Genomic DNA, 26,302 nt, shown 5'->3' on the forward strand with positions numbered 1-26,302 from the left:
TCGCTCGGTCAGGTCCGGTATCACCGCTCGCGCTCGCCCAAACGCAGTGCTTCATTCGCCGAGGATTAGAACGTGGAACAGTTAACGAGCGGTGACTTCACCCAGGAACAGGACCCGTTCGCGCTGTTCGAGACCTGGTTTGCGGAGGCCAAGAAGAGCGAGCCGAACGATCCGAACGCGATGGCGCTCTCGACGGTCGATGCGGAGGGCATGCCCAACAGCCGGATGGTGCTGCTCAACGGGCGCGACGGCGAGGATTTCGTCTTCTACACCAACACCCAGAGCCAGAAGGGCGAGGAACTGCTGGCCCAGCCCAAGGCGGCGCTGCTGTTCCACTGGAAGAGCCTGCGCCGGCAGGTCCGCATTCGCGGTGCCGTGACGGTCGTCAGCGACGAGATGGCCGACGCCTATTTCCAGTCGCGCCCGCGCGACAGCCGCATCGGCGCCTGGGCCTCGCAGCAGTCGCGCCCGCTGGAGAGCCGTTTCGCCCTGGAGAAGGCGGTCGCGATCCAGGCGGCGAAATTCGGCGTCGGCACGATCCCGCGCCCGCCGCACTGGACCGGCTTCCGCATCAGCCCGGTCTATCTCGAGTTCTGGCGGGACGGGGCCTTCCGTCTGCACGATCGCGTCGTCTTCCGTCGCGCCCAGGTCGGCGAGCCCTGGGCGCGCGCCCGCCTTTACCCTTGAGGATCGATAGTCCGATGGCGATGCCGAAATTCGACTTTCCCAAGACCGAGCCCGGCAAGCGGCCCGTGATGCTGCTCACGGGGGCCAGCCGCGGCATCGGCCATGCCACGGTGATGCAGTTCGCCATGGCGGGCTGGCGCATCCTGTCCTGCTCGCGCCAGGCCTTCTCCGACAAGTGCCCCTGGCCGTCGGGCGCCGACGATCATGTCCAGATCGATCTCGGCGACCCCGAGGACACGATGCGCGGCATCGCCGAGATCAAGCGCCGGCTGGCGGCCGAGGGCGGCAAGCTCAACGCGCTGGTGAACAATGCCGGCATCTCGCCGAAGGGGCCCAAGGGCGCCAGGCTGGGCGCGGCGACGACCTCCTTCAACGACTGGCACAAGGTCTTCCAGGTCAATTTCTTCGCGCCGATCATGCTGGCGCGCGGCCTGCTCGACGAACTGACGGTGGCCAAGGGCACGATCGTCAACGTCACCTCGATCGCGGGATCGCGCGTCCACCCCTTTGCGGGAGCCGCCTATGCGACCTCGAAGGCGGCGCTGGCCAGCCTGACGCGCGAGATGGCCTCCGATTTCGGCCCGCTCGGCATTCGCGTGAACTCGATCTCGCCGGGCGAGATCGACACCGCGATCCTCTCGCCCGGCACCGAGAAGATCGTCGCGACCTTGCCGCTCGGGCGGCTCGGCCGGACGGAGGAGGTCGCCCGCGCGATCCATTTCCTCTGCACGGATGGGTCGAGCTACGTTACCGGCGCGGAGCTGCACATCAACGGCGGCCAGCACGTATGATCCAGGCCGGCTGAGATGAGCGGCGACGGCGGCCAGGTCATCCGCTTTCCGGCGCCGGGCAAGGCCCCGGCGCGCCCGGTTCTGGCGGCGTCCGTGGCCGTGTTCCGCGATGGCAAGGTGCTGCTCGCGACGCGCACCAAGCCCCCGGCGGACCGGCTCTGGTCGCTGCCCGGCGGCAAGGTCGAGGCCGGCGAGACCCTGGAGCAGGCCGCCCTGCGCGAACTGGAGGAAGAGGTCGGCGTCCGGGCGCGCATCGTCGGCTTCAACCGCCATGTCGAGATCTTCGGGCGCGACGCGCTGGGCGCCGTCACCCATCACTTCGTCGTGGCCTCCTTCGTCGGCGAATGGCTGTCGGGCGAACCGCAGCCCGGACCCGAAGCCGGGGCCGTGATGTGGGCCGATCCGCTCAAGCTCGGCGGATTGCCGACGACGCGGGACCTGGGAGAGGTCCTGCGGCAGGCGAGAGCGATCCTGCTCCGGGCCGGGGAGGGCGCATGAGGCGGGCGGCACTCGGCCTGCTCGCGTTGCTGGTGGCTGCGCCCTGGGGCGCCGCCCCCGCACAGCAGCGCACCCCGCCGGCCACGAAGCCGGCCGAGCCTGCGCCTGCGCCCGAACCGCCGCCGCCGCCCTACGAGCCGCAATTGCTGAAGCTCGCCGAGATCATGGGCTCGCTCGCCTATCTGCGGACGCTGTGCGGTGGCAAGGAGGCCCAGGACTGGCGCGACCGGATGGCGGCGCTGGTCGAGGCGGAGGGGCGGACGCCCGCGCGCCGCGAGCGGCTGACCAGCGCCTATAACCGCGGCTTCCGCGCCTATTCGCTGACGCACCGGGCCTGCACCGACGGCAGCCAGGAGGCGTCGACGCGGCTGGCTGGGGAAGGCGAGCGCCTCGCCCGGGCCCTGGCCGGCCGCTATGGCGGATAGGTGACAGCGCTGCGCGAACTGCCTGCCTGCGGAGGATTCGCGCGGCCGCGTTAACCTTTCCTAAAGGGGGTGGTAGCGTCCCGCTCTGGCACGCCCTATGGTTACGGTGTGTCCGGCCCCGGTCATCGAGAGCCGAAACTGGCACAGTTCGCGACATCAGCGCGGGCGGTGCGCGACAAGAAGCCGATCAAAGCCAGCCGTAGAGTCCTCGCCTTCATGTCCATCATCTCCGACGACCTGCCGCTTGACCTCGTCTCGACCGATGACAGCCACGACGCCCGTCGCGTCGCTTATGGCTATGTCGAGGACGCCTTCGCCGAAGCGCAGCAGGATGGGCTCGACAGCGACGCGCTGGCGCATGCCGCGCTGTTTGCAGCCTTCCGCACGCTCGTCGAGACCTATGGCGAGGAGGCGACCGCGATCTTCGCCGAGGGGCTCGCCGACAAGGTCCGCACCGGAGCCTTCAGCAGCGGCACCCGTCACTGACGCGGCTCGGCAGGCGGGCGATCGCCCTGACCGGAACCGGCATCGACCTGTCCGGTTGAACTCCGGCGACGTGGCACCGACATAAGGTCGGCACAGTCGCAGCAGAGGTTTTCATGGATAGGGTGCAGGGCGCCGACGGTCCGGTGGTCGAGAATGCCACGGCCGGGCGCTTCGAACTGGCGTTTCCCGGCGGACAGGCCTTCGCCGTCTATCGCCGCGACGGGGACAGGCTGATCGTCACGCATACGGAAGTCCCTCCCGCCTTCAACGGCCAGGGCATCGGCTCGCTGCTGGTGCGGGGCCTGTTCGAGCAGGCGCGGGCGAGCGGACGGCGGGTCGTGCCGGCCTGCTCCTTCGTCGCCGCCTGGGCGCGCCGCCACCCCGAATTCGCCGATGTGCTGACATCCCGGTGATGAGCGAGACACCAATGACCGGAGGGGACGGGGCATGAGCTCCTCGCAGCCCCTCTCCAGCGCGCAGCAGCAACTGCGCGCCGCCTTCAAGAGGCTGGAGCGCCTGCTGCCGGGCCGGGTCGCGTCATCGCTGCGCTGGCTGCGCCACCCGGCGTCGCGCTGGGCGCGGCTGCCGGTCGGGCTCGTCCTGATCCTGGGTGGCGTGTTTTCATTCCTGCCGGTGTTGGGCGTCTGGATGCTGCCGCTCGGCCTGATGCTGATTGCGTCCGACGTGCCGTTCCTGCGGCGGCCGATGGCCCGGTTCACGATGTGGATCATCGACCGGATCGAGCGTTGGCAGGCGAAGCGCCACCGCTAGCCGGTGCGAGATGCGCCTGCTGGCGCCTTTTTCACGTCGGCGAGGACCCGATGGCCGCGGACGGGGCGGCGGGGGCCTCGCGGCCCAGCGTGACGTTGGGCTCCACGGGTGCGGGATGGGGGAAGAACGGGATCCGCTTCAGGACCAGGCGCAGCGCGTGCCAGTGGATCGCGAGCGTCACCTTCAGGGTCAGCAACGGATGGCTCGCGAGGAGCCCCAGGAGGGTGCTGTCCGAGATGTCACGCCGCTTTCCGCTCATGGTAGCGGCGATCAGGCGCCCGCTCGCATCGGAACCGTCGATCGAGACGGACATCGTCTCGCCCGGCGGGACGACGTGGAAGCGATAATGCATGTCCAGCCCCATGAAGGGCGAGACATGGAAGCGCTTCTCGGCCTCCTGAGCCACCATGCGGGCCTCGCCCGCGGCGGGCGCGACATAGCTGTGCGTCTCGCCGAAGGTGTTGTGGACCTCGTAGACGATCGCCATCAGCTCGCCGTCGCGGCGGTGGCAGAACCAGGTGCTGAGCGGGTTGAAGGCATAGCCGAGGATGCGCGGCATCGTCAGCAGGCGCAGCGGCCCGCCATCGGGCTCGAGTCCGGCCTGCCTGAGCAGGGCCTCGATCTGCGGCCGGAGCGGTGCGCCGCTGCGGTCGCCATAATCCGCGTCGCGAAAGGCGTAGAGGTTGAAACGGTTGCGCGAGAACCAGCGCAGACGTCCCGCGAGCGTGTCGACCTCGTCGAGGTCGAGCAGCATCCAGAAGACGCGATAGGCGAGCTTGTGTGCGCGCGGCCGCGTCCGCAGATGCCGGACGATGCCGACATAGAGTGCGGAGGCGGCCTGGCCGATCATGCTGCCTGTTCCAGAGCCGTGGCGAGCGGCGTGCGGACGATCCTGCCGGATTCCTCGGCGACGTTCCAGGGCCGGCGCACGCCGCCGAGGTCCTCGGCCACCGCCAGGCCCGCCTGAAGTCCGTCCTCATGAAAGCCGGAGCCGAAATGGGCGCCGCAGAACCAGGTGTTGCGGCCGCCCTGGAGCGACCAGAGGTGCTCCTGCGCGGCCAGCGCCGGTCCGTCGAAGATCGGGTGCTCATACATCTCGTCGCGCAGGACGGTCTCGGGCGCCAGATCGCGGGGCGGGTTCAGCGTCACGAAGAGCGGCTTCTCGGTCTCGAGGCCCTGCAGACGGTTCATCCAGTAGGTCACCGCGCAGGGCGCGTCGGGGGCCGCCCGGTCGCCGAGATGGTTCCAGCTCGCCCAGGCACTGCGGCGGCGTGGCATCAGGGTTGTGTCGCTGTGCAGGATGGCCCGGTTGCGGCTGTAGCGGAAGGCGCCGAGCAGGGCCCGTTCCTCCGCCGAGGGGTCGGACAGCATCGCCAGGGCCTGGTCGGCATGGGCTGCGATCACGACATGGTCGAAGCTCCGTCGCGCGCCCTCGGCCGTTTCCAGCATGACGCCATCGGCCGTGCGCGCGACGCTGCGCACGGCGTTGCCGGCGCAGACCTCTCCGGAAAAGGCGGCCCGCAGTTTCTCGACATAGGAGCGGCTGCCCCCCTCGACAGTGCGCCAGACCGGCCGGTTGGTCAGCTTCAGCAGGCCGTGATTGTGGTGGAAGCGGATGAAGGCGGCCGCGGGATAGGCCAGGATCTCATTGCAGGGGGCCGACCAGATCGCCGCCGCCATGGGCAGGAGGTGATCCTCGCGGAAGGGCACGCCATAGCGGCCGGCATCGAGATAGTCGCCGAGCGACTGGCTGCTGGGGGACTGGGCCAGCGCATCCTGCGTCGCCTGCGAGTAGAAGCGTCGAAGGTCGCTCAGCATCGACCAGAAGCGCGGGCTGAGCAGATTGCGGCGCTGGGCGAACAGGCCCGACAGGCTGGTGCCGCTGTATTCGAGGCGCCCCTCGTCGAGCGAGACGGCAAAGGACATCTCGGTCGCCTTCGTCGCCACGCCGAGATGGGCCATCAGCGCCTTGAAGTTCGGATAGGTCGCCTCGTTGTAGACGATGAAGCCGGTGTCCACCGCCACGCTGGCCCCGCTCGTCTGGGGAACGTCGACGGTGTTGGCATGGCCGCCGAGGCGCGTCGCGCTTTCGTAGAGCGTGACGTCATGGGCCTGCGACAGCAGCCAGGCCGAGGACAGTCCGGCGATGCCGGAGCCGACGACTGCGATCTCGAGGCGTTTATGGAGGGAGCCGTGCATGAACCGACCTGTGTCGCGATGTTTCGTCACGGGTACGAACGGCTCCCGGCTTCGGTTCAGTCTTTATGAGGACGGCGACAGGTGCTAGCCGGTCTGACAGCCGGCTTCCATTCGCGGAGGGCGGTTGAGTTGACGGTGCTCTGATCCAGATGCGGGCCGGCTGCGTAAAGCGGTCATGTTCGCAACGTCCGAGACAGCCAGCACGACACGACCTCCGGCTCCGGCCGGGGTGCGGAGAGGTTCGACCAGCGTTCCCATGGATGCAGACGCTCTCGTTCAGGCCATCGCGTCATCTGCCGACCGGCGCGCCTTCGCGCAGCTGTTCGAGCATTTCGCGCCGCGCGTGAAGGGCCTGCTGATGCGCGGTGGCACGCCCCCCGATCTGGCAGAGGAACTGGCCCAGGAAACGCTGATGACGGTGTGGCGCAAGGCCGCCCTGTTCGACCCGGCCAAGGCCGGGGCCAGCACCTGGATCGCGACGATCGCGCGCAATCTCAGGATCGACCATGCCCGCCGCGAAAAGCGTTCGCGGCTGTCGCAGGTCTATGAGATTCTCGAAGAGGAAGAGGGTCCGGAGCAGCCCGATGCGGTGCTCTCCGGGTCGGAGCGGGACTCCCGGGTGCGTGTGGCACTCAAGGGGTTGTCCAAAGAACAATACCGGGTCGTGGAACTCGCGTTCCTCGAGGGGTTCAGCCATCAGGATGTCGCCCAAAGGCTTTCGATCCCCCTCGGGACGGTGAAATCGCGACTGCGGCTCGCGATGGCGCATCTGCGCCGGCATCTGGAGGATCTGCGATGAACGCCCGGCATCTCGCGTCGGACGAAACCTTGGCCGGATTTTCCGCCGGCCGCTTGGATGAGGGCATGTCGCTCGTCGTCGCCGCGCATCTGGAAATCAACGCCGCCTCGGCCAAGGCGCTTCGCGAGATCGAGGCCGTCGGCGGCGGCGTATTGGCGCAAGGCGAGGCCGTGCCGATGCTGACCTCGGCGGAGGATGCTTTGGCCCGGCTCGATCGCGAGCCAGGCGAGGCGCCGGTGCCGGTTCCGGTCCGCGCGGTCGAGGCCGGATTGCCGCAGGTGCTGCAGCCCTACGAACTCGGCCGCTGGCATCCGATCGGCCGGGGCGTGGCGATGCGGCGCGTCCATGTGCCCGGCGCACAGGCGCGGGTCTTCATGTTGCGCGCCGCGCCCGGCATCTGGCTGCCCGAGCATCGCCACACCGGCAACGAGTGGACGACGATTCTCGCCGGCGCCTATGAGCATGAATATGGCCGGTTCGGCCGCGGCGACTTCGACGAGGCGAACGAGAACCACGAGCATCACCCGCGGGTCGACGCCGTCGAGGGCTGCACCTGCATTGTCGCCCTGACGGGAGAGGTGAGGTTCCGCGGCTGGCTCGGACGCCTGCTGCAACCGCTGGTGCGGCTGTGACCTTCGGCTCCTTCGTCCTAGCGCTGGCGACCGTCGCGGCTCTCATGGCCGCCGCGATGACGACCGCCTGGCTGGTCGAACGGCGCACCGGCAATTCCGGCTGGGTCGACGCGATCTGGACCTTCGGGCTTGGGACGACGGGCGTGGTCGCCGCGCTGCTTCCGTTCGGGGACGGGCCGATGTCGCGGCGCCTGCTCGTGGCTGCGCTCGCCGCGGCCTGGGCGCTGCGGCTTGGCCTGCATGTTGCCTCCCGCACGCGCGGCATCTCGGACGATCCGCGCTACGCCAAGCTGAAGCGCGACTGGGGGGCCGACAAGGACCGCCAGATGTTCCGCTTCATGATGATGCAGGCCTTGGCCAGCTCGCCGCTCGCCATCGCCATCGTGCTGGCGGCGCACAACCCGGCTCCGGGGCTCGGGCTGCAGGACCTGATCGGCGTGCTGATCTTCGCGGTCGGCGTCGGTGGCGGGGCCGTGGCCGACCGTCAGCTGCGCGCCTTTGCGGGCAATCCGGCCAACAAGGGCAAGATCTGCGATACGGGGCTGTGGGCCTGGTCGCGGCACCCGAACTACTTCTTCGAATGCGTGCTGTGGGCCGCCTATCCGGTGATCGCGATCGCGCTCTCCGGCTATGCTTATGGTTTCGTCGCCGTGCTGGCGCCGCTGGCGATGACGCTGCTCCTCACCAAGATCTCCGGCATTCCGCCTCTGGAGGAACACATGGTCGCCAAGCATGGCGAGGCCTACCGTGCCTACCAGCGCCGCACGAGCGCGCTGCTGCCCTGGCCGCCCGCCGCCAAAGAGGCCTGAAGCGATGGGCGTTCTCCAGAATCTCGGAACCTGGGGCGAAAAGCTGCCACTGCCCGATGTCGTGACCCGCGCCGGCATCGCAACGCTGGTCGGCCGGACGGATCGCCGGCTGCGGCAGGCCGACGTCCAGCCGGACAGCGCCTTTATCCGGGAGATGGCGGCCTATCCGATCGCCCAGCACGCCGACGCCGCCAACCAGCAGCACTACGAGGTCCCGGCCGCCTTCTTCCAGGCGGTGCTCGGGGCCAGGCGCAAATACTCGTCCTGCTATTACGAGACGGCGCAGACGACGCTCGACGAGGCCGAGGTCAGGGCGCTCGAGTTGACGCTCGCGCATGCCGATCTGGCGGACGGGCAGCGCATCCTCGAACTGGGCTGCGGCTGGGGCTCGCTCTCGCTGTTCATGGCCGAGCGGCTGCCGCGAGCCGAGATCGTCTCGGTCTCGAACTCGGCCTCGCAGCGGGCCTTCATCGAAGGCGAGATCGCGGCGCGCGGGCTGAGCAATCTGCGGATCGTCACCGCCGACATGAACAGCTTCGCCTGCGAGGGCGGGTTCGACCGGATCGTCTCTGTCGAGATGTTCGAGCACATGGCCAACTGGACGGAGCTCCTGTCACGCGCCCGGGGCTGGCTGAAGCCGGAGGGACGGCTCTTCCTGCACGTCTTCACGCATCGCACGGCGTGCTATCGCTTCGACATCGACGACAAGTCGGACTGGATCGCCCAGCATTTCTTCACCGGCGGTCTGATGCCGAGCCGCACGATCGTCCACGGCTTTCCCGAGTTGTTCGCGGTCGAGCAGGAATGGCACTGGAGCGGCGAGCATTACCGGCGGACCGCCGATGACTGGCTGAGCAATTTCGACCGCAACCTATCAGTGATCGATCCGATCCTCGCCGAGGTCTACGGCCCGGACGCCGCATTGTGGCGGCGCCGCTGGCGCCTCTTCTTCCTCGCGACGAGCGGTCTGTTCGGCTACGCCGCCGGCGAGTCCTGGGGCGTCGGCCACTACCGGCTGCGGCCGGCCTAGAGCCAGCCCCAGCCGCGCATCGTCAGGACGCCGGCATAGGCGCCGAGCGTCGAGATGCCGGCAACGACCGTGCCGTAGATCAGGTCGGCAATCGTGATCTTCAGTGTCCAGGGCCGCAAGGTGGCGTAGTTCGTCAGGTCGTAGGTCCCGTAGGCGAGCAGGCCGAGCAGCCCGCCATTGACGAAGGCTGCCATCGCCGAACCGGCCTGCAGTGCCGGCATGAGGGCGAAGTGGATCAGGCCGGCCGGGAAGGCGAAATAAAACAGCAGTGCCGGCGCCCAGCGGATCTTCTCGAGAAGGATCTCGCCCAGGGGCGGCCGATAGAGACGGCCGGCCATCACCGACAGCCAGATCACGTCGATGACGCCGAAGACGAGCAGGAAGACGAAATAACCAGCGATGAAAGTCATGACGTTCTCCGGCTGACGACGAAGCCTTACGACGCCGGCCGCGCGACGGATCGCCCGGCCCTGGCGAGGGGCCTCACTGGACGCTGCCGCGGCAAATCTGTTTGCTTGGTTGCAGCGTATGGAATGGAAAGCCCCAAACGAAGGCGGGGGCGCAGCGGTCTTCCGCCTGCGACCAACGCCCAGATCGGGGTCGCGTTCCAGAAGGGTTGGTCTCAGAGCATGACGACGAGAGAGACGCATCAGCGCACCCTGGACCGGCCGAGCCACGACTGGAGCCTCGGGCTGTCTCGGGCCTTCCTGGCGAAGCTGATGGCGCTTCTGGCCCGGGGCCGGTTGACGGTGGTCACGCCCGACGGCTCTGTCCTGGTGCAGCAGGCACCCGAGCCCGGACCAGAGGCCGTCATCGTCTTGAAGCGCTGGCGGGCGATCCGCCGGCTCGTCCTGCAAAGTGACATCGGCTTTGCGCGCGCCTATTGCGACGGTGATTTCAGCAGCCCCGACATGACGGCCGTGATCGAGCTCGCGGCGGTGAACGACCACACCCTGCGCGCGCTGATCTCGGGAACCTGGCCCGCACGCGCCGTGACACGGATGCTGCATCTCGGCCGCGCCAATACGCGCCGCGGCAGCAAGCGCAACATCACGGCGCATTACGACCTGGGCAATGCCTTCTATGCCCAGTGGCTCGACGAGAGCATGACCTATTCCTCTGCGCTCTATACCCAGCCGGGGCAGACTCTCGAGGAGGCGCAGGCCGCCAAGCTCGACCTCATCGTCGAGCGGCTGCAGCTCAAGGGCGGCGAGCGCGTGCTGGAGATCGGCTGCGGCTGGGGCGCCCTGGCCGAGCGGCTCGCGCGCGAAGGCTGCCATGTCACGGGCATCACGCTGTCGCCGTCGCAACTCGCCTATGCACGGGAGCGGATCGCGGCGGCGGGCCTGTCTGACCGGGTCGATCTGAGGCTGCAGGACTACCGCGACACGACCGGGCAATTCGACCGCATCGTCTCGATCGAGATGATCGAGGCCGTCGGCCGCGAATTCTGGCCGAGCTATTTCGCGACGCTCCGCGACTGCCTGAAGCCGGATGGGCGCATCGTGCTGCAGGCCATCACCATCGAGGACAGCCGCTTCGCCTCCTATGCCAGCGGCGCGGACTTCATCCAGCATTACATCTTCCCCGGCGGGCTGCTGCCCTCGCCGAGCGCGATGCGCGAACAGATCGCCGCGGCCGGTCTGGATCTCGCCGAGCGCTTCAGCTTCGGCGAGAGCTACGCGCTGACCTTGCAGGAGTGGCGCCGGCGCTTCCTGGTCCAATGGCAGTCGATCGGGCCGCTGGGGTTCGACGAGCCCTTCCGCCGGCTCTGGGAATTCTACCTCTGCTATTGCGAGGGCGGGTTCCGCAGCGCGGCGACCGATGTCGGGCTGTTCGCCATCACCCTCAAGGACGCGCCGGGCGACGCGGCCGCGGCCTGAGGCCCGGTGCCGGTGCCTCAGCCGCCGGTGCGGGCTCCGACGACCTTGGCGATGGCGGCCGCGATGTCCCAGGACTGATAGGGCTTCACCACCAGAGCGGTCTGGTCATTCGTCTCCGCCCCCTCGACCCGCGAGTGCCCGGTGGCGAAGATCACCGGCAATGTCGGCCGTAGCGCGCGGGCCTTCTCCACGAGGGCCGTGCCCGGCATGTCGGGCAGGCCCACATCGGTCAGCAAAAGGTCGACCTCGGTCTGCTCCAGCATGGCGAGCGCATCGCGCGCCGTGCCCGTCTCGATGACCGCATGGCCGAGATCCTCGATCATGTCGACCGTGGCCATCGCGATCAGCGCATCGTCCTCGCAGAGCAGGATCGTCAGCTTGCGCTCCGGCGCCGCCACGGGCTGCGTCGAGGGAGGAGCCTCGAGCGCCTGCCGGCGCTGCTCGGCATTGGCGAACTGGTGGCGCACCTTCCGGGCCAGCTGCTCGAGCGAATAGGGCTTGCTCAGGAGCTCGACGCCCTCGTCCAGCCGCCCTTCATGGACGATCGAGTTCTCGGTGTAGCCGGAGGTGAACAGGACCTTGATGTTCGGCAGCCGCTCCACCGCCCGGCGAGCGAGCTCGGTGCTCTTCATCGGCCCCGGCATCACCACGTCGGTGAAGAGAAGGTCGATCGGGATACCGCTCTCGACGATGGCCAGCGCCGATTTCGCGTCGGGCGCCTGCAGGACGCGGTAGCCCAGATCCGCCAGCGTCTCGATCACCGTCTCGCGTACGCCCCGGTCGTCCTCGACGACGAGGATGGTCTCCGCGCCACCGGTCACGGGGCCGCTGTCGTGGGAGGTGAGATCCTCCTCCGCCTCGACCGAGCGTGGGAGATAGAGGCGGATCGTCGTGCCCTCGCCGGGCTCGCTGTATATCTTCACGTGACCGCCGGACTGCTTGACGAAGCCATAGACCATCGACAGGCCGAGGCCCGTGCCCTTGCCCTCGGGTTTGGTGCTGAAGAAGGGGTCGAAGACCTTGTCGATGATGTCGGGCGGAATGCCGACACCGGTATCGGTCACCGCCAGCATCACGTAGCGCCCTGGCGTGACATCGGGGTGGGCGCGGGCATAGGCGCTGTCGAGGGTCGCGTTGCCGGCCTCGATGGTGAGTTTGCCGCTGCCGTTCATCGCGTCGCGGGCGTTGATCGCGAGGTTGAGCAGCGCGTTCTCGACATTGCCGGGGTCGACGATCGTGTTCCAGAGGCCGCCCGCCACCACGCTCTCGATCTCGACGGTTTCGCCGAGAGCGCGCCTGAGCATCTCGTCCATCCCGCGGATGAGCTTGCCGAGGTTGAGGACCTTCGGAGCCAGGGGCTGGCGCCGGCCGAAGGCGAGCAACTGCGAGGCGAGGCGCGAGCCGCGGGCGACGCCCTCCATGGCGTTGCGGATGCGGCGCTCCGCCTGCTCGTTGCCGGCGATGTCGCGCGCGAGGAGCTGCAGATTGCCGCTGACGACCTGCAGCAGATTGTTGAAGTCGTGCGCGACGCCTCCGGTGAGCTGGCCGATGGCCTCCATCTTCTGGGCCTGACGCAGCGCCGCCTCACTGCTGGCCAGGGCGGCGGCGGCCTCGGTCTCGGCGGTGATGTCGCGGCCGAAGGCATAGATCGTCTCGCCGTCGGGCACGCTGGTCCAGGCAATGCGGCGTCGCTCGCCGTCCCGGGTCAGGAGCACGCTCTCCGAACTCATGATTGAAGACCCGTTGGCGACGCGCGCCAGCCGGGCCTTGGCGGCTTCGCGATCGGCGGGCTCGACGAAGTCGACGATGCTGCGCCCGACGGTCTCTTCCGGCAGCCAGCCGAGCACCTTGTTGAAGGTCGGGTTGGCGGCCGCGATGATGCCATCCCGTGTCGCGACGACCTTCAGGACCGGCGACAGGTTCCAGATCCGGTCGCGATCGCGGGTGGCGCGCCGTTCCTCGGTGATGTCGCGGCCGATCGCATGGATGCGGCCTGCATCGGGCACTGCCGTCCAGTCGAGCAGGCGATAGTCGCCCGTCTTCGAGCGATAGCGGTTCTCGAAGGCGAGCGTGGTCGCCCCCTGCGACAGCCTGCCGAGCTCGGCAATGGTCCGGGCGAGGTCGTCGGGGTGGATGAAGGTGGCGAGCGACTGGCCCACCATGTCGCACTCGCTCCAGCCCAGCAGCCGTTCCGCCGAGGGGTTCACCGCCGTGATGACGCCCTCGTAATCGCAAACGAGCATCAGCTCCTGCGACAGCGTCCAGAGCCGGTCGCGATCGCGCGCTGTCTCGACCTCCGCCAGCTTCTGCTCGTGGATGTCGGTGTTCGTGCCGATCCAGCGGATGATCTCGCCGGCTTCGCCATGGATCGGCACGGCCCGCACGAGATGCCAGCGGTCCTGGCCGGCCGCATTGCGAATGCGGAATTCGGTCTGGTAGGCCTCGCCCGAAGCGAGGGCCTCCTGCCATTGCGCGACCGCCATCTCGCGGTCATCGGGGTGGACGATGTCGAGCCAGCGCGCGCCGAGCAGTTCCTGCGGTTCGCGGCCGCTGTATTCGGCGACACGCTCGTTGAACCAGTCGAGCAGGCCGTTCGCAGGCGCCGTCCAGACATGGTTGGGCATCGCCTGAGCGAAGCCGCGGAACTGCGCCTCGCTCGTGCGGATCGCTTCCTGCGCGAGGATGCGCTCCGTCACGTCGATGCCGTCGACGAAGATACCCGTGACGGTCCCGGTGGCGTCAGTGATTGGCTGGAAGACGAAGTCGACGAACCGCGTCTGGGGGGCGCTGCCGTCGGATGGCTGCAGGACGAAGCGTGCGCCCGCCGTCCGATAGGCCTGGCCGCTGTCGAACACCTCGTCGAGGATGCGCAGATAGCCTTGCTCGACGGCATCGGGCATCGCCTCGGCCACGGTCCGGCCGAGCACCTCGCGATGGCCCACCAACTGCTGATAGGCCTCGTTGACGAGGGTGAAGCGATGCTCCGGCCCTTCCAGCATCGCCATGAAGGACGGCGCCTGCTCGTACATCTGCTGGAGGCGAAGGCGTTCGTCGCGCAGTTGCCGGTCGGCACGGACCTTTTCGGTTGTTTCCACCACGATGGCGATGACGCCGAGCGGCCTGCCGCCCTCCCCGAGGAGGGGTGAGTAGTCGAGGTTCATCCAGACCTGAGCCGGCCCCATGCCGCGGTTCAGCGTCAGTTCCTGATCCTTGTAGGACAGGGTCCGACCCTCGCCGAAGACGGTGCGGACGACATGGTCGTTGAAGTCGGCCACCTCGGGCCAGCCCTTGCGGACCTCCGACCCCAGCAAGGCGGGGTGGCGCGCACCCGCGAAGCCGGAATAGGCGTCGTTGTAGATCATGATGCCGGGCTCGCCCCAGAGGGTCACGATCGGCAGGGGCGAGCGCAGAATCATGCCGACGATCGACGTCACCGCCGCAGGCCATTGCGCGATCGGGCCGAGGCTGGTTGCAGACCATTCGAATGCGCGGATCAGCGCCGCGAGTTCGCCCTCGCCCTGGAGAAACGGCGGAACCGGTGCTGGGTCGGGCATGAAATTCCGCTCGTCAGGGCTCGTCGCGCCGACGCGGGCACGAGCGTCGCGCCGGGAGGCGTCGAAGCGGACATCTTCTAGAGCATCGGCGGAAGCGGAGGAAATCCGTTTTTTGCAGGTGCGGTTCGCAACTGTGCGCGGAACCGAACGGGTCCGCCTGCGTTCAGGTTCGAATGGGCTGCGCCAGATGGGCGGCCGCCGCCGGCAGCCAGGCCAGGGGACACGCGCCGAAGATCGCCGCGCGTTCGTCTTCGCGGGCCTGAAAGAAGGGGTAGAGCGCTTCGACGCGCGAGACGGCCTTGGGATAGTCGAGCTGTGACAGCATGACGGGCTTGGCGAGGCCGGGATACAGCCGCGGCGGGCTGACCACGGTATTGCCCCAGAGGCGGCGATAGAACGGGTAGTGCTCGGGGCGGACGGCGGCGAGCATCACGTCCGCTTCGAACTGCTCCATGGCGAGCCAGGGCAAACGCAGTGTCAGATAGGCCAGTTCCGGGAGTTCGCGCGACCAGCGCGCATCGGCCACGAAGCGTGTCGGGTCCACGAGCATGCGCCCGGCCTCGATCTGGGGTAGAACGGTGTCGGGAAATACGTGCGCCGTCGGGATCTGGGGCAGGCCGGGAATGGAGATGCTGAGCCGGATCGCACCGGCCAGTTCGCCATCGGCATAGACGCCGAAGATCAGACAGTTGGGCTGTTCGTCGACGGGATCGGTGAACCGCTCGTCCTCGCTGGCGGCGATCACGCCCTCGCGCAGATAGGCCCGGTATCGCAGGTTGAAGACCTGCTCCCGGTCCTCGTGCGACAGGGCCGGGCGATAATCGATCCGCTCGAGCGCCCGCATGACACGATCGTTCAAGGACGATCCCTGGTGAGCGACGGCTTGGACCATGATGCGACCGGTGATGGTTAACTGGAATTAACCATCGTCGTGCGATCAGCGACGCGTCAAGGCGCGGGCTGCACAAGTTTCAGCCTGCCGCTACGTCGTTCGAAACAGATTTCGCGCCACTGCGACGAAGATGTGACGGTCGTCCTCGCGGTCTCGCGACCGGCGGCGATTTCAGCGGACGCTCCGCCGCAGTGGCAGCCGCTCGACCTTCGCCGTCAGAGAGCGCGCGGCGAAGGCGGTGATCAGATCTCGCACCAGCGGTGTCGCCTGCGGACGGGCCAGCAGATAGCCCTGAACCTCGTCGATCGCCCCCATCTTGGCGAGGTTGTCGAGCTGCTCGGCCGTCTCCACACCCTCGGCCACCACGGTGAGCCCGAGCTCCTTGCACAGGCGTGCGATGCCGACGAGCAGCGTCTGGTCCTTCTGCGTCTCCCGTCCGCCGGAGACGAAGGAGCGGTCGATCTTGATCTTCTGCAGGGGGAAGGACTGCAGATAGCTGAGGCTGGAATAGCCCGTGCCGAAGTCGTCCAGCGCGATCCGGACCCCCATCTTCCGCAAGCGCATCAGGATCGCCAGCGCCTGCGCATCGTCCTGCATCAGGGCCGACTCGGTCAGTTCGATGACGAGACGCGACCCGTCGAGGCCGCTGCGCTCGAGCGCTCCGGCGACGTCCTCGATGATCGCTTCGCCGCGGAAATGGATGGCCGAGATGTTGACCGCCACCGACACGCAGTCGGGCCACAACATCGCCTCGCGACAGGCCTTGTCGAGCACGACCCGGCCGATCTGCGTGATCAGGCCGACCTCCTCGGCGATGCCGATGAAGTCGCCGGGGGCGACGATGCCGCGTTCGGGATGGCGCCAGCGCAGCAGCGCCTCACAACTGGTGATCCGGCCGGTGCTGATGGCGACGATCGGCTGGTAGAACAGTTCGAACTGGTCCTCGGCCAGCGCCTCGCGCAGGTCCAGTTCGACGATGCGGCGAGCGCGCGCCACCTCGATCATGCTGCTGTCGTAGAAGCGCGCGCAGGCACGGCCGCTCGATTTCGCATCATACAGCGCAAGATCGGCGTTGCGGATGACGATGTCGGGGTCGCGGCCGTCGTCGGGGCTGATGGCGATGCCCATGCTCGCGCTGCTGACGATGGCGTTGCCCTCGATCTCGTAGGGCTGCAGCAGGCTGGTGCTGACCCGCGTTGTGATCTTTTCCAGCGCGGCGCGGTCGATCACATCCGGGATCACGACGACGAACTCGTCGCCGCCGAGACGGGCGATCAGCGAGGCGCCGTCGAGAAGCGCCGTGAGACGCCGCGCCACCTCGACCAGCAGCGCGTCGCCGCAGGGGTGGCCCAGCGTGTCGTTGACCTTCTTGAAGTGGTCGAGATCGATGAACAGGATCGCGAAGCTCTTGCCGGCGTCCCCGATCAGCGACTGGAGATGCGCCTTCAGCAGGCTGCGATTGGGCAGGCTGGTCAGCGGGTCGTAGAGTGCGAGCTGGCGGATCGTGTCCTCCTGCTGGCGCTGTTCGGTGATGTCCTCGATCACGACCACAGTGCCCGTGGCGCCGGATGTGCGAAAGGTCAGCTCGAGGATATGACCATTGGCGAGCGTGGCGGTCAGCCGCGCCTCGCTGTGATCGCGCAGGGCGAGTTGGGCGGCGAGGACGAGGCTGCGAAGCTGGGTACGGCCGATCAGGCCCGCGCGCTGGCAGCGGACCAGAAAACGACCGATGCTGCGGCCAGGCTCCCCCAGGCCGACGGGCAGGCCGACGATCGCCGGCAGGCGGCTGTTGACCAGCGAGAGCATGCCGTTGCGATCGAACATGCAGAGGCCGTGCGCCATGTTGTCGAGTGCGGCCTCCAGGCGGGCCGCGAGCAGGCGCTCATGCTTGGCGGAGACGACGGCCGTCGTCAGCGTCGCCCGCAGCTTGTCGGCGATGGTCTTGAAGCTGAGCAGGAAGGGCCCGAGCACGCAGGCGACGATCGCGTAATGACTGTTGCCGCCGAGCGTGAGACCCGCGAGCAGCGGCACGCCCGCACAGCTCAACTGCGTCATGACCAGCATGCGGCTGCCGTAATTGCGGCCGGCCACGCCGATCATGTTCGCCAGCGTCATCGAGAAGGCGAGGATCTGGACCGGGGGGCTGGCGTGCAGCGCGAAGGTCAGGAAGGACCACAGACCCAAGACGAAGACATAGGCGGAGGAGAATACGGTGTAGCGGATTTCCCAGCGGGTCGCCTCGTGCGGGTCGCGGATCCGCTTGGCTGCAGCCCGGAACTGGGCGACATCGGTGGCGCGGATCAGCGCGAGAGCGAGGAGGACGCAGGCGCAGCCATAGAAGACGGGGTGACCCGTCATCGCGCCCGAGACGAAGGCGGCCAGAACCGTCCCGCTCGAGCCGACGATCAGCGTGCGCGGATCGGCATAGAGCGAGCGGACCAGCGATACGTAGACCTCGTCGCGCAATCCCTGATCGATCACCCGATGGGAGGATTTAGTGGGCATGTTTCGTCCCTGAGGGCTACGATTTCGGGAGCATCGCCCGCTGTGGTTAAAATGCCGTTGTATCGGGCAGAACCCTCCGGCTGGGTTAACGCGGTGGTGAGGCTTTTCGTTGCAGGTTCGGGTCGGCGATGTGTGCGCCCGCCCGGACACCCAATCGATGAGCCTCAGCAGCGGACTTTCTCCGAGCCCAGGCGGCCTGCGGCCGGCACTGCCCTGCACGACCTGCCTCTGCGACCTCGCAGAGGCCTCGGGCATGGCTGGCGCCGGCTCCTGCCCGCTGAAGATCGGCCTGCTGCGGCGGCTGGCCGATCGCCGCGGCGCGGCAACGGCCGCCGAGGCGTCCTGCGCCGCCTATGTCGCCGGCTTCGCCGACGAGCCCGTCGCCGGAGAGCCCTGGTCCGCCGGGTTCGGTCGCAGCCTCAGCTGAGAGGCGCCGTTGACACCGGCTCCCGGCAAAGGGCCCGCGCGACCGCGAACGCGGTTTCGAAGGCGGGAATCGGCAGGAATTCGAAGCGCGAGTGAAAGTTGTAGGCGCCGGTGAAGAAGTTCGGGGTGGGCAGGCCCCGCGCCGCCAGCGCCGCGCCGTCCGTGCCGCCGCGCATGGGGATCAGCCTGGGCTCGATACCGAGGCTCCGCATCGCCGCCAGCAGCTGATCGACGCTGCGACGATCATCGCCCAGGCTGTCGGAGATGTTGCCGTAGGTGTCGGTGACGCTGCAGGAGACACGCCCCGTCGGATAGCGGGCGGCGATCGCGTCGGCGACCTCGGCGACGCGTCGCTTGCGGCTGGCGAAGCTCTCCCGGTCGAAGTCGCGGATGGCGAGCTTGAGATGCGCCTGGCTGGCATGGGCCGTTAGCTCGATGAACCAGACATAGCCTTCGCGGCCCTCGGTGTGCTCCGGGGTCTCGGCCCGGTCGAAGGCGGCGATGTAGTCATGCGCCATCAGCAGCGGATTGACCATCACGCCCTTGGCCGACATCGGGTGGGCGCTGACGCCGGTGAAGACGATCTCGCCCCCTGCCGCGTTGAAGTTCTCGATCACGACCTCGCCGACCTCGCAGCAGTCGATCGTATAGGCGAAGTCGCAGGGGAAACGCGCGAGATCGAGCGCCTTGGCGCCGCGCAGGCCGATCTCCTCGTCGGGGACGAAGGCGATGGCGACGTCGCCATGGCCGTCGTCCGGGCCGAGCGTCGCCAGCAGCGTCATGACGATGGCGATGGCGGCCTTGTTGTCGGCTCCCAGCACACTGGTGCCGTCGCCGAACAGGATGTCGGCGCCGCTCCAGCGCGCGATCTCGGGATGATCCGCCACACGCAGCCAGATGTCCTGCTCGCGGTTGAGGCAGAGATCTTCGCCCTCGAAGCGCAGCACCTGCGGACGGATGACCGGGGACAGCCCGGCATCGACGGTGTCGAGATGGGCGATGAAGCCGATCCGCGGAGCGCCCGGACGGTTGCCGCGCTTCACCGCCGTGACGGTGGCGTGGTCGTCGACGACGACGTCGGCGAGGCCGAGCGCGCGCAGTTCCCCGGCCAGCAGATCGGCGAGGCGCTGCTGGCCAGGCGTGCTCGGCAGCGTGGTCGCCTTGGCGTCGCTCTGGCTCTCGATCGCGACATAGCGGAGGAAGCGTTCGATCAGCTGGGCGCGGATGGTCATGGTCGCTCCGGTCTCGCTCGCTCTCTCGGTGCGGCGATCATCCGACATAGCGGAGGTTTCGCGCCGGGGCGACCCGTTCGGGCGGGGTCGGGAGGGCCTTGCCTCCGGCGCGGTGCCGCGCGATCTGCAAGCCGCTTGCGCAAAGATGGCGCCAACGCAGGCAGGGAACGGCTTGCCTTCCGCGCCGGCTTCGAAGAGGAGTGGCCGCGCATCGCCCGACGGCCACGCCCCGCGATGCGGAACGCAACGGCTGGACGGAAGACGCGAGCATGAGCAACCAGTTTGTCGAGAAGGTGCTGTCGGTCCATCACTGGAACGACACGCTGTTCAGCTTCCGCACCACCCGCAATCCCGCCTTCCGCTTCGAGGCCGGCCAGTTCGCGATGATCGGCCTGATGGTCGAGGGGCGGCCGCTGCTGCGCGCCTACAGCATGGCCTGCGCTCCTTACGACGAGGAGCTCGAATTCCTCAGCATCAAGGTGCCGGACGGGCCGCTGACCTCGCGGCTGCAGAAGATCGTTCCCGGCGACGAAATCCTGATCGGCCGCAAGGCCACCGGCACGCTGCTGCACGACAATCTGGTGCCCGGCCGCAACCTGTATTTCCTCTCCACCGGTACGGGGCTCGCGCCCTTCATGAGCCTGATCCGCGATCCCACGACCTATGAGCGCTTCGAGAAGATCGTCCTGATCCATGGCGTGCGACTGGTCTCGGAGCTGGCCTATGAGAGCTTCATCCGCAAGGACCTGCCGGCCGACGAACTGATCGGCGAGATGGTCTCGGCCCAGCTGATCTATCACCCGACCGTCACCCGCGAAGACTACCCCAATCGCGGGCGCGTGACGGAGCTCTTCGCTTCGGAGGCCTGGTTTACCTCGCTCGGCCTGCCGATGGCCGATGCCGCGCATGACCGCGTCATGCTCTGCGGCAGCCCGGCGATGCTGGCCGACATGAAGGCCCAGCTCGAGGGGCGCGGCTTCGTCGAGGGCTCGAGCTCGACGCCGGCGACCTATGTGGTCGAGCGCGCCTTCGTGGAGAAGTGACGGGACGCAGGCCAGCTCTGCCTTTTTGAAAGGCAGCCGGCTCGTTTTCGGCCTTGTAGGCGGTCGTCCGGCGTGATGACCTGCACCGGTTCGTCGCCGAGCCGGAGCCTACCCCCATGTCGCCACGCATCGCCTTCGGCGGATTCCTGCACGAGACCAACACTTTCGCACCGAGCAAGGCGGGCCTCGACGCCTTCGTCCAAGGGGGCGGCTGGCCGTCGCTGGCGCGGGGCGAGGCCGTGTTCGAGGCTGTCCGCAACGTCAATGTCGGCGCGTCGGGCTTCGTCGAGACGGCGCGGGGGCTGGGCTGGGAGATGGTGCCGACCTTGTGGTGCGCCGCCAGCCCCTCCGCCCATGTCACGGCGGAGGCCTTCGAGACGCTGCTGAGCGAGCTGGTCGAGGCTATCACGGCGGCGCTGCCGCTGGACGGCGTCTATCTCGATCTGCACGGCGCCATGGTGGCGGAAGGCTTTCCAGACGGGGAGGGCGAGACGCTGCGGCGGGTGCGCGCCGCGATCGGCCCGGACGTGCCGCTGGTCGCCAGTCTCGACCTGCATGGCAATGTCACGCAGCTGATGGTCGACAGCGCCGATGCGCTCGTCGCCTACCGGACCTACCCCCATGTCGACATGGCCCTGACGGGGAGCCGCGCGACAACCTATCTCGCGCGGCTGATCGGCACGGCGAAGCGTGACGCCAAGGCCTTCCGGCAGATCCCCTATCTGATCCCGATTGCCTGGCAGGCGACGGCGATGGAGCCGTGCGCGACGATCTATGCCGAACTCGCGGCATTGGAGGGCGAGAGCGTGCCGACGCTGTCCTTCCTGCCTGGCTTCCCGGCCGCCGATTTCGCCGATTGCGGGCCGACCGTCGTCGCCTATGGCGCGACGCAAGAGGACGCCGACCGGGCGGCCGATGCGGTCGCTGCGCGTGTCATGGCCAGCGAGGCGGCGTTCAACGGCAAGGTCTTCGATCCCGATGCGGGTGTTCTGGAAGCGATGGGGCTGGCGAGCGGCGCGACGAAGCCGATCGTCATCGCCGACACGCAGGACAATCCCGGTGCGGGCGGCGATTCCGACACGATGGGGATGGCGCGCGCGCTCGTCCGCAACGGCGCACAGCGGGCCGCGATCGGGCTGATCGTCGATCCCGAGGTGGCGCGCCAGGCGCATGAGGCGGGCGTCGGGGCGACGATCCGGGCTGCGCTCGGTGCCAAGTCCGGCATTCCCGGCGATGTGCCGCTGGAGGGCGAGTTCGTCGTCGAGCAGCTGTCGGACGGACGCTTCGTCGCGCCGGGCCCCTTCTTCGGGGGATCGCGGATGAATCTTGGGCCCTGTGCCGCGCTGCGGATCGGCGGGGTCCGCATCGTCGTCGCTTCGCGCAAGGCGCAGATGGCAGACCAGGCGATGTACCGGCAGGTCGGCATCGAGCCGACCGAGCAGGCGATCCTCGTGAACAAAAGCTCCGTGCATTTCCGCGCCGATTTCGAGCCGATCGCGCATTCCATCCTGGTCTGTGCTGCGCCCGGCCCGATGCCGGTCGATCCCTCCGTGCTGCCCTGGAAGCATCTGCGTCCGGGTCTGCGCACCGCGCCGCTCGGCCCCGTCTTCGGCTGACCGCCCCCAATCCTCCCGGAGTTACTTCCCATGCCTGCCCTGACCGCAATCGAGGCCTTCACGGACGAACTCGTCGCCATCCGCCGCGATCTCCACGCCCATCCCGAGATCGGTTTTGAGGAGGTCCGCACCTCCGGCATCGTCGCCGAGAAGCTGACGGCCTGGGGCATCGAGGTGCATCGTGGCATCGGCGGCACAGGCGTGGTCGGTATCCTCGAAGGCACGGGTGGGCCGGGTCGGCGCATCGGCCTGCGCGCCGACATGGACGCGCTGCCGATGGACGAGATCACCAACCTGCCCTGGCGCTCGACCATTCCCGGCCGGATGCATGCCTGCGGCCATGACGGGCACACCACCATGCTGCTCGGTGCAGCGCGTTACCTCGCCGAGAACCGCGGCTTTTCGGGCACGGCGATCTTCGTGTTCCAGCCAGCCGAGGAGGGGCTCGGCGGGGCGCGGGCCATGCTCGCCGACAATTTGTTCGAGCGTTTTCCCTGCGATGAGATCTACGGCCTCCACAACGCGCCCAATCTCGACCCCGGACAGATCGCGGTTTTTCCCGGTCCGGCGATGGCGGGTGCGGATTTCTTCGACATCAAGATCACCGGCAAGGGCAGCCATGGCGCCATGCCCCATGTCGGGCGCGACCCGGTCATCGTCGCGATCTCGCTGGCGGCGGCGCTGCAGACGATCGTCAGCCGCAATGCCGATCCGCGCGAGGCCGCCGTGCTCTCGATCACGCAGATCCACGCCGGCTCGGCCTATAACGTAATCCCGGAGGAGGCCGTGCTGGCCGGCACGGTGCGGACCTTCTCGCCCGACATCGCCAAGCTGATCCGCGAGCGCATGCGCGAGATCTGCGCCGGCATGGCGGCGACCTTCGGCGTGCAGGTCGATATCGACATCCGCGGCATCTTCGACGTGCTGGTGAACCATCCCGAGCAGGCGGTCGCGACCGCGGCGGTCGCCGCCGAAATCGTCGGCGCCGGCAACGTCTTGACCGAGCCGAAGCCGGTGATGGGCAGCGAGGATTTCGCCGACATGCTGCGCGTGGTGCCCGGCGCCTATGCCTGGGTCGGCCATGCGGGCAGCGTGCCCGTCCACAACCCGGCCTTCGTGCTCGATGACGGCATCCTGCCGATCGGGGCGAGCCTGCTGGCGCGCCTCGTCGAAACGCGCAGCAAAACCTGAAGGCGCCCCGCATGAATCCCGCCGATCTGCCTCTCGATCTCGATGCCCTGCTCGCGGGCCTTCGGCCCTGGATCGAATGCGAAAGCCCGACCTTCGACGTCGCGGCTGTCAATCGGATGATGGATTTTGCGGCGAGCGAACTGGCTGCGGCCGGCGCCGTCGTCACGCGCTTTCCCGGCCCGGCGGGGCTCGGCGACTGCCTGCGCGGCGACTTTCCCCATCCGCGACAGGGCGAGCCCGGCATTCTGATGATGTCGCATCTCGACACGGTGCATCCGGTCGGCACGCTGAAGACACTGCCCTTCCGGCGCGATGGCTGGCGCTGCTACGGGCCGGGCATCCTCGATATGAAGGGCGGCGCCTATGCCGGGCTGCAGGCGATCATCGCGTTGGCCAAGGCGGGCATCGAGACGCCGCTGCCGGTCAGCGTGCTCTTCACGAGCGACGAGGAGATCGGCAGTCCCGGCACACGCGACCTGATCATGGAGCAGGCGCGCCGGCACCGCTTCATCCTGGTTCCCGAGCCAGGGCGGCCTGGCAACGGCGTCGTCACGGGACGCTATGCGATCGCACGCTTCAACCTGCTGGCCGAGGGGCGGCCGAGCCATGCCGGCTCCCAGCTCAAGAACGGGCGTTCGGCGATCAGCATGATGGCGCAGCAACTGCTCGCGATCGAGGCGATGACGGGTGACGACTGCACCTTCAGCGTCGGCGTGATCCAGGGCGGGCAATGGGTCAATTGCGTGCCGACGACCTGCCGGGCCGAGGCGCTCAGCATGGCGAAGCGGCAGGCCGATCTCGACCGCGGAGTCGAGCGGATGCTGGCGCTCGGCGTGCAGAACGCCGACGGCACGCGATTCGCGGTCACGCGCGGCGTCACCCGCCCGGTCTGGGAGCCCAGCGAGGCGACGCTGAAGCTGTTCGGCCTCGCCCGCGAGGTGGCCCAGGAACTGGGCTGGAGCCTCGAGCACGACTCGGCCGGCGGGGGCTCGGACGCCAATTTCACTGGCGCCGAGGGCATCGCGTCGCTGGACGGGCTCGGCCTGCTCGGAGCGGGCTATCATACGCTGGACGAGCATATCGAGGTGGGCAGCCTGCTGCAGCGGACGCGGCTGATGGCCGGCCTGCTGGCGCGGTTGACCGCGTGAGGATGCCGGGCGAGCATGGGCCCTCCCGGTGGCACGGGGCCTGCATAGATCGCGATGCGCCGAACGCGCACGACAGTTGAAGGGGAAAGCACCATGGCAGGGCGTTTGAAGACTTTGGTGGCCGCCTGCGCAATCGTCGTCGGCACTTCGCTGGCGCAGGCGCAGACCCTGAAGATCGTCATGCATTCGGACGTGAAGATCGTCGATCCTATCTGGACCACGGCCTATATCGTCCGCAACCACGGCTACATGATCTACGACACGCTGTTCTCGATGGACGAGGCCGGCAACATCAAGCCGCAGATGGTCGAGAGCTTCACCGAATCGCCGGACAAGCTGACCTACAAATTCACCCTCCGGGACGGGCTGCTCTGGCATGACGGCAAGCCCGTCACCTCTGCAGACTGCATCGCCTCGATCAGGCGCTGGTCGGCGAAGGACCCCGTCGGCCAGAAGATGATGACCTTCGTCGACACGATCACCGCCGACGACGCCAAGAGCTTCACGGTGAAGCTGAAGTCGCCGACCGGCCTGCTGATCTTCGGCCTCGGCAAGCCGTCGTCGAACGTGCCCTTCATGATGCCCGAGCGCGTCGCGAAGACCGACCCCAACACGCAGATCTCGGAATTCATCGGGTCTGGCCCGTTCGTGCTGAAGACCGACGAATGGAAGCCGGGCGACAAGATCGTCTACACGAAGTTCAAGGACTACAAGCCGCGCGCCGAGCCGGCATCGGGCCTCGCCGGTGGCAAGGTCGCGAAGGTCGATCGTGTCGAGTGGCTCGCGGTGTCCGACCAGCAGCAGGCGGTCAACGCGCTGCTGGCGGGCGAGATCGACATGGTCGAACAGCCGGCCTTCGACCTGATCCCGCTGCTCGCCGGCGACAAGAGCATCAAGCTGTGGAACTACAATCCACTCGGCCTGCAGTACACGATGCGCTTCAACCATACGCAGCCGCCCTTCGACAATCCGAAGGTGCGCCAGGCCGTGACCTATGCGCTGAACCAGAAGGACTTCCTCGAGGCGACGGTCGGCAATCCCGACTATTACAAGCCCTGCAAGGCGATGTTCGTCTGCGGCACGCAGCTCGCCTCCGAGAAGGGGATGGACGGGCTGCTGGAATCGAACTTCAAGAAGTCGCAGGAGCTGCTGAAGGAAGCCGGCTATGACGGCAAGCCGATCGTGCTGCTGCACTCCACCGACCTGCAGTCTCTGACCAATCTCGGGCCCGTCGCCAAGCAATTGCTCGAGAAGGGCGGCTTCAAGGTCGACATGCAGTCCTCCGACTGGCAGACCGTGGTGTCTCGCCGTGTCCGCAAGGACCCGATCGACAAGGGCGGCTGGAACGTGATGCAGACCTCCTGGGTCTCGGCCGACATCCTCAACCCGGTCATGGCGGGCTTCTTCAATGCGAGCTGCGACAAGGCGGCCTTCGGCTGGCCCTGCGACGCTCAGATGGAGAAGCTGCGTGACGATTTCGCCCGCGAGCCCGATCCGGCCAAGCAGAAGACGATCGCGGAAGCGGTCCAGATGCGCTGGCGCGAGGTCGTCACCCATGTCCATCTCGGCCAGTACAACGTGCCGATCGCGACGCGGACGAACGTCACCGGCATCCTGACCGCGCCGGCGCCGGTGTTCTGGAACGTCGAGAAGAAGTGAGGTGGCGACGCTGATCGGCCGGACCC

25 protein-coding genes are annotated in these 26,302 nt (G+C 67.9%); 18 read left to right on the top strand and 7 right to left on the bottom strand.

Features of this window, described 5'->3' with window-relative positions; translation table 11 throughout:
- Positions 1 to 72: 72 nt before the first annotated feature.
- From pdxH to SJY11_RS08500, 7 genes are all read left to right on the top strand, one after another.
- Positions 73 to 687, top strand: a complete 615-nt coding sequence (gene pdxH, locus SJY11_RS08470; protein ID WP_267521562.1) for a pyridoxamine 5'-phosphate oxidase — start codon at positions 73 to 75, stop codon at positions 685 to 687.
- 68 nt (positions 688 to 755) lie between these two features.
- Entirely contained in the window at positions 756 to 1,478 is a 723-nt protein-coding gene (locus SJY11_RS08475; RefSeq protein ID WP_376989281.1) for an SDR family NAD(P)-dependent oxidoreductase, read from the top strand.
- A 15-nt stretch (positions 1,479 to 1,493) separates the two neighbouring features.
- The gene (locus SJY11_RS08480; RefSeq protein WP_376986158.1) at positions 1,494 to 1,976 is read left to right on the top strand and encodes an NUDIX hydrolase; all 483 of its coding nucleotides are present in this window, start codon (positions 1,494 to 1,496) and stop codon (positions 1,974 to 1,976) included.
- The gene (locus tag SJY11_RS08485; RefSeq protein WP_376986159.1) at positions 1,973 to 2,401 is read left to right on the top strand and encodes a TIGR02301 family protein; all 429 of its coding nucleotides are present in this window, start codon (positions 1,973 to 1,975) and stop codon (positions 2,399 to 2,401) included. The genes SJY11_RS08480 and SJY11_RS08485 overlap by 4 nt, the downstream gene beginning before the upstream one ends.
- Positions 2,402 to 2,617: 216 nt before the next feature.
- A complete protein-coding gene (locus tag SJY11_RS08490) occupies positions 2,618 to 2,887 on the top strand; it encodes a hypothetical protein (protein ID WP_069056233.1) in 270 nt (89 codons plus the stop codon).
- Positions 2,888 to 3,000: 113 nt separating this feature from the next.
- Positions 3,001 to 3,300, top strand: coding sequence for a GNAT family N-acetyltransferase (locus SJY11_RS08495; protein WP_171905196.1), 300 nt, complete (start codon positions 3,001 to 3,003; stop codon positions 3,298 to 3,300).
- Between the two features lie 34 nt (positions 3,301 to 3,334).
- On the top strand, positions 3,335 to 3,658 hold the full coding sequence (locus tag SJY11_RS08500; protein WP_291821303.1) for a hypothetical protein: 324 nt from the start codon (positions 3,335 to 3,337) through the stop codon (positions 3,656 to 3,658).
- Between the two features lie 31 nt (positions 3,659 to 3,689).
- On the opposite strand, the gene SJY11_RS08505 is transcribed toward SJY11_RS08500, so the two are convergent.
- Together SJY11_RS08505 and SJY11_RS08510 are read right to left on the bottom strand one after the other, a co-directional pair.
- Positions 3,690 to 4,508: a DUF1365 domain-containing protein gene (locus SJY11_RS08505; RefSeq protein ID WP_376986160.1), complete on the bottom strand. Its 819-nt coding sequence runs from the start codon at positions 4,506 to 4,508 to the stop codon at positions 3,690 to 3,692.
- A complete protein-coding gene (locus tag SJY11_RS08510; protein WP_376986161.1) occupies positions 4,505 to 5,857 on the bottom strand; it encodes an NAD(P)/FAD-dependent oxidoreductase in 1,353 nt (450 codons plus the stop codon). The genes SJY11_RS08505 and SJY11_RS08510 overlap by 4 nt, the downstream gene beginning before the upstream one ends.
- 256 nt (positions 5,858 to 6,113) lie before the next feature.
- Here SJY11_RS08510 and SJY11_RS08515 point away from each other — a divergent pair, with 256 nt between their 5' ends.
- The 4 genes from SJY11_RS08515 to SJY11_RS08530 are packed head-to-tail and all read left to right on the top strand — an operon-like array spanning position 6,114 to position 9,127.
- Positions 6,114 to 6,656 (top strand): sigma-70 family RNA polymerase sigma factor, encoded by a 543-nt coding sequence (locus SJY11_RS08515; protein ID WP_069056230.1) that lies wholly within the window; start codon positions 6,114 to 6,116, stop codon positions 6,654 to 6,656.
- On the top strand, positions 6,653 to 7,288 hold the full coding sequence (locus tag SJY11_RS08520) for a ChrR family anti-sigma-E factor (protein ID WP_326905912.1): 636 nt from the start codon (positions 6,653 to 6,655) through the stop codon (positions 7,286 to 7,288). The genes SJY11_RS08515 and SJY11_RS08520 overlap by 4 nt, the downstream gene beginning before the upstream one ends.
- Complete coding sequence (locus tag SJY11_RS08525) at positions 7,285 to 8,097, top strand: DUF1295 domain-containing protein (protein ID WP_376986162.1); 813 nt, start codon at positions 7,285 to 7,287, stop codon at positions 8,095 to 8,097. The genes SJY11_RS08520 and SJY11_RS08525 overlap by 4 nt, the downstream gene beginning before the upstream one ends.
- A gap of 4 nt (positions 8,098 to 8,101) precedes the next feature.
- Entirely contained in the window at positions 8,102 to 9,127 is a 1,026-nt protein-coding gene (locus SJY11_RS08530; protein WP_376986163.1) for an SAM-dependent methyltransferase, read from the top strand.
- On the opposite strand, the gene SJY11_RS08535 is transcribed toward SJY11_RS08530, so the two are convergent.
- The gene (locus SJY11_RS08535) at positions 9,124 to 9,537 is read right to left on the bottom strand and encodes a DUF2177 family protein (protein WP_376986164.1); all 414 of its coding nucleotides are present in this window, start codon (positions 9,535 to 9,537) and stop codon (positions 9,124 to 9,126) included. The two genes, SJY11_RS08530 and SJY11_RS08535, sit on opposite strands and share 4 nt — an antisense overlap.
- A 219-nt stretch (positions 9,538 to 9,756) precedes the next feature.
- On the opposite strand from SJY11_RS08535, the gene SJY11_RS08540 reads away from it, so the two are divergent.
- The gene (locus SJY11_RS08540; protein WP_376986165.1) at positions 9,757 to 11,010 is read left to right on the top strand and encodes a class I SAM-dependent methyltransferase; all 1,254 of its coding nucleotides are present in this window, start codon (positions 9,757 to 9,759) and stop codon (positions 11,008 to 11,010) included.
- A 17-nt stretch (positions 11,011 to 11,027) separates the two neighbouring features.
- Here the strand turns inward: SJY11_RS08540 and SJY11_RS08545 are convergent, their stop codons facing one another.
- The 3 genes from SJY11_RS08545 to SJY11_RS08555 all read right to left on the bottom strand — a co-directional run bounded on the left by SJY11_RS08545 (position 11,028) and on the right by SJY11_RS08555 (position 17,961).
- Complete coding sequence (locus SJY11_RS08545; protein WP_376986166.1) at positions 11,028 to 14,564, bottom strand: PAS domain S-box protein; 3,537 nt, start codon at positions 14,562 to 14,564, stop codon at positions 11,028 to 11,030.
- Positions 14,565 to 14,727: 163 nt separating this feature from the next.
- Positions 14,728 to 15,423 (bottom strand): N-acyl amino acid synthase FeeM domain-containing protein, encoded by a 696-nt coding sequence (locus tag SJY11_RS08550; protein ID WP_376986167.1) that lies wholly within the window; start codon positions 15,421 to 15,423, stop codon positions 14,728 to 14,730.
- A gap of 204 nt (positions 15,424 to 15,627) precedes the next feature.
- Positions 15,628 to 17,961: a putative bifunctional diguanylate cyclase/phosphodiesterase gene (locus SJY11_RS08555; RefSeq protein WP_376986168.1), complete on the bottom strand. Its 2,334-nt coding sequence runs from the start codon at positions 17,959 to 17,961 to the stop codon at positions 15,628 to 15,630.
- A gap of 157 nt (positions 17,962 to 18,118) precedes the next feature.
- Between SJY11_RS08555 and SJY11_RS08560 the strand changes: the two genes are divergently transcribed.
- Positions 18,119 to 18,388 carry a hypothetical protein gene (locus SJY11_RS08560; protein WP_376986169.1) on the top strand — a complete coding sequence of 90 codons (270 nt, stop codon included), beginning with the start codon at positions 18,119 to 18,121 and terminating at the stop codon, positions 18,386 to 18,388.
- On the opposite strand, the gene pepT is transcribed toward SJY11_RS08560, so the two are convergent.
- Positions 18,381 to 19,619 (bottom strand): peptidase T, encoded by a 1,239-nt coding sequence (pepT, locus tag SJY11_RS08565; RefSeq protein ID WP_376986171.1) that lies wholly within the window; start codon positions 19,617 to 19,619, stop codon positions 18,381 to 18,383. The two genes, SJY11_RS08560 and pepT, sit on opposite strands and share 8 nt — an antisense overlap.
- Positions 19,620 to 19,888: 269 nt before the next feature.
- On the opposite strand from pepT, the gene SJY11_RS08570 reads away from it, so the two are divergent.
- The 5 genes from SJY11_RS08570 (at position 19,889) to SJY11_RS08590 (ending at position 26,276) form a co-directional block, all read left to right on the top strand.
- On the top strand, positions 19,889 to 20,662 hold the full coding sequence (locus tag SJY11_RS08570; RefSeq protein ID WP_376986172.1) for a ferredoxin--NADP reductase: 774 nt from the start codon (positions 19,889 to 19,891) through the stop codon (positions 20,660 to 20,662).
- Positions 20,663 to 20,778: 116 nt separating this feature from the next.
- On the top strand, positions 20,779 to 22,278 hold the full coding sequence (locus tag SJY11_RS08575; protein WP_376986173.1) for a M81 family metallopeptidase: 1,500 nt from the start codon (positions 20,779 to 20,781) through the stop codon (positions 22,276 to 22,278).
- A 30-nt stretch (positions 22,279 to 22,308) separates the two neighbouring features.
- The gene (locus tag SJY11_RS08580) at positions 22,309 to 23,469 is read left to right on the top strand and encodes a M20 aminoacylase family protein (RefSeq protein ID WP_376986174.1); all 1,161 of its coding nucleotides are present in this window, start codon (positions 22,309 to 22,311) and stop codon (positions 23,467 to 23,469) included.
- An 11-nt stretch (positions 23,470 to 23,480) separates the two neighbouring features.
- Positions 23,481 to 24,617 (top strand): M20/M25/M40 family metallo-hydrolase, encoded by a 1,137-nt coding sequence (locus tag SJY11_RS08585; RefSeq protein WP_376986175.1) that lies wholly within the window; start codon positions 23,481 to 23,483, stop codon positions 24,615 to 24,617.
- Positions 24,618 to 24,710: 93 nt separating this feature from the next.
- Positions 24,711 to 26,276, top strand: a complete 1,566-nt coding sequence (locus SJY11_RS08590) for an ABC transporter substrate-binding protein (protein WP_376986176.1) — start codon at positions 24,711 to 24,713, stop codon at positions 26,274 to 26,276.
- The last annotated feature ends 26 nt before the right edge of the window (positions 26,277 to 26,302 follow it).

This window comes from Allobosea sp. R86505 (assembly GCF_042466375.1).
GTDB lineage: Bacteria > Pseudomonadota > Alphaproteobacteria > Rhizobiales > Beijerinckiaceae > Allobosea.

Bases quoted from the DNA above. Each gene is read 5' to 3' on its own strand.
- SJY11_RS08475 (WP_376989281.1), top strand. From the start codon at position 756: ATGCTGCTCACGGGGGCCAGCCGCGGCATCGGCCATGCCACGGTGATG.
- SJY11_RS08480 (WP_376986158.1), top strand. From the start codon at position 1,494: ATGAGCGGCGACGGCGGCCAGGTCATCCGCTTTCCGGCGCCGGGCAAG.
- SJY11_RS08485 (WP_376986159.1), top strand. From the start codon at position 1,973: ATGAGGCGGGCGGCACTCGGCCTGCTCGCGTTGCTGGTGGCTGCGCCC.
- SJY11_RS08490 (WP_069056233.1), top strand. From the start codon at position 2,618: ATGTCCATCATCTCCGACGACCTGCCGCTTGACCTCGTCTCGACCGAT.
- SJY11_RS08495 (WP_171905196.1), top strand. From the start codon at position 3,001: ATGGATAGGGTGCAGGGCGCCGACGGTCCGGTGGTCGAGAATGCCACG.
- SJY11_RS08500 (WP_291821303.1), top strand. From the start codon at position 3,335: ATGAGCTCCTCGCAGCCCCTCTCCAGCGCGCAGCAGCAACTGCGCGCC.
- SJY11_RS08505 (WP_376986160.1), bottom strand. From the start codon at position 4,508: ATGATCGGCCAGGCCGCCTCCGCACTCTATGTCGGCATCGTCCGGCAT.
- SJY11_RS08510 (WP_376986161.1), bottom strand. From the start codon at position 5,857: ATGCACGGCTCCCTCCATAAACGCCTCGAGATCGCAGTCGTCGGCTCC.
- SJY11_RS08515 (WP_069056230.1), top strand. From the start codon at position 6,114: ATGGATGCAGACGCTCTCGTTCAGGCCATCGCGTCATCTGCCGACCGG.
- SJY11_RS08520 (WP_326905912.1), top strand. From the start codon at position 6,653: ATGAACGCCCGGCATCTCGCGTCGGACGAAACCTTGGCCGGATTTTCC.
- SJY11_RS08530 (WP_376986163.1), top strand. From the start codon at position 8,102: ATGGGCGTTCTCCAGAATCTCGGAACCTGGGGCGAAAAGCTGCCACTG.
- SJY11_RS08535 (WP_376986164.1), bottom strand. From the start codon at position 9,537: ATGACTTTCATCGCTGGTTATTTCGTCTTCCTGCTCGTCTTCGGCGTC.
- SJY11_RS08540 (WP_376986165.1), top strand. From the start codon at position 9,757: ATGACGACGAGAGAGACGCATCAGCGCACCCTGGACCGGCCGAGCCAC.
- SJY11_RS08545 (WP_376986166.1), bottom strand. From the start codon at position 14,564: ATGCCCGACCCAGCACCGGTTCCGCCGTTTCTCCAGGGCGAGGGCGAA.
- SJY11_RS08555 (WP_376986168.1), bottom strand. From the start codon at position 17,961: ATGCCCACTAAATCCTCCCATCGGGTGATCGATCAGGGATTGCGCGAC.
- SJY11_RS08560 (WP_376986169.1), top strand. From the start codon at position 18,119: ATGAGCCTCAGCAGCGGACTTTCTCCGAGCCCAGGCGGCCTGCGGCCG.
- pepT (WP_376986171.1), bottom strand. From the start codon at position 19,619: ATGACCATCCGCGCCCAGCTGATCGAACGCTTCCTCCGCTATGTCGCG.
- SJY11_RS08570 (WP_376986172.1), top strand. From the start codon at position 19,889: ATGAGCAACCAGTTTGTCGAGAAGGTGCTGTCGGTCCATCACTGGAAC.
- SJY11_RS08575 (WP_376986173.1), top strand. From the start codon at position 20,779: ATGTCGCCACGCATCGCCTTCGGCGGATTCCTGCACGAGACCAACACT.
- SJY11_RS08580 (WP_376986174.1), top strand. From the start codon at position 22,309: ATGCCTGCCCTGACCGCAATCGAGGCCTTCACGGACGAACTCGTCGCC.
- SJY11_RS08585 (WP_376986175.1), top strand. From the start codon at position 23,481: ATGAATCCCGCCGATCTGCCTCTCGATCTCGATGCCCTGCTCGCGGGC.
- SJY11_RS08590 (WP_376986176.1), top strand. From the start codon at position 24,711: ATGGCAGGGCGTTTGAAGACTTTGGTGGCCGCCTGCGCAATCGTCGTC.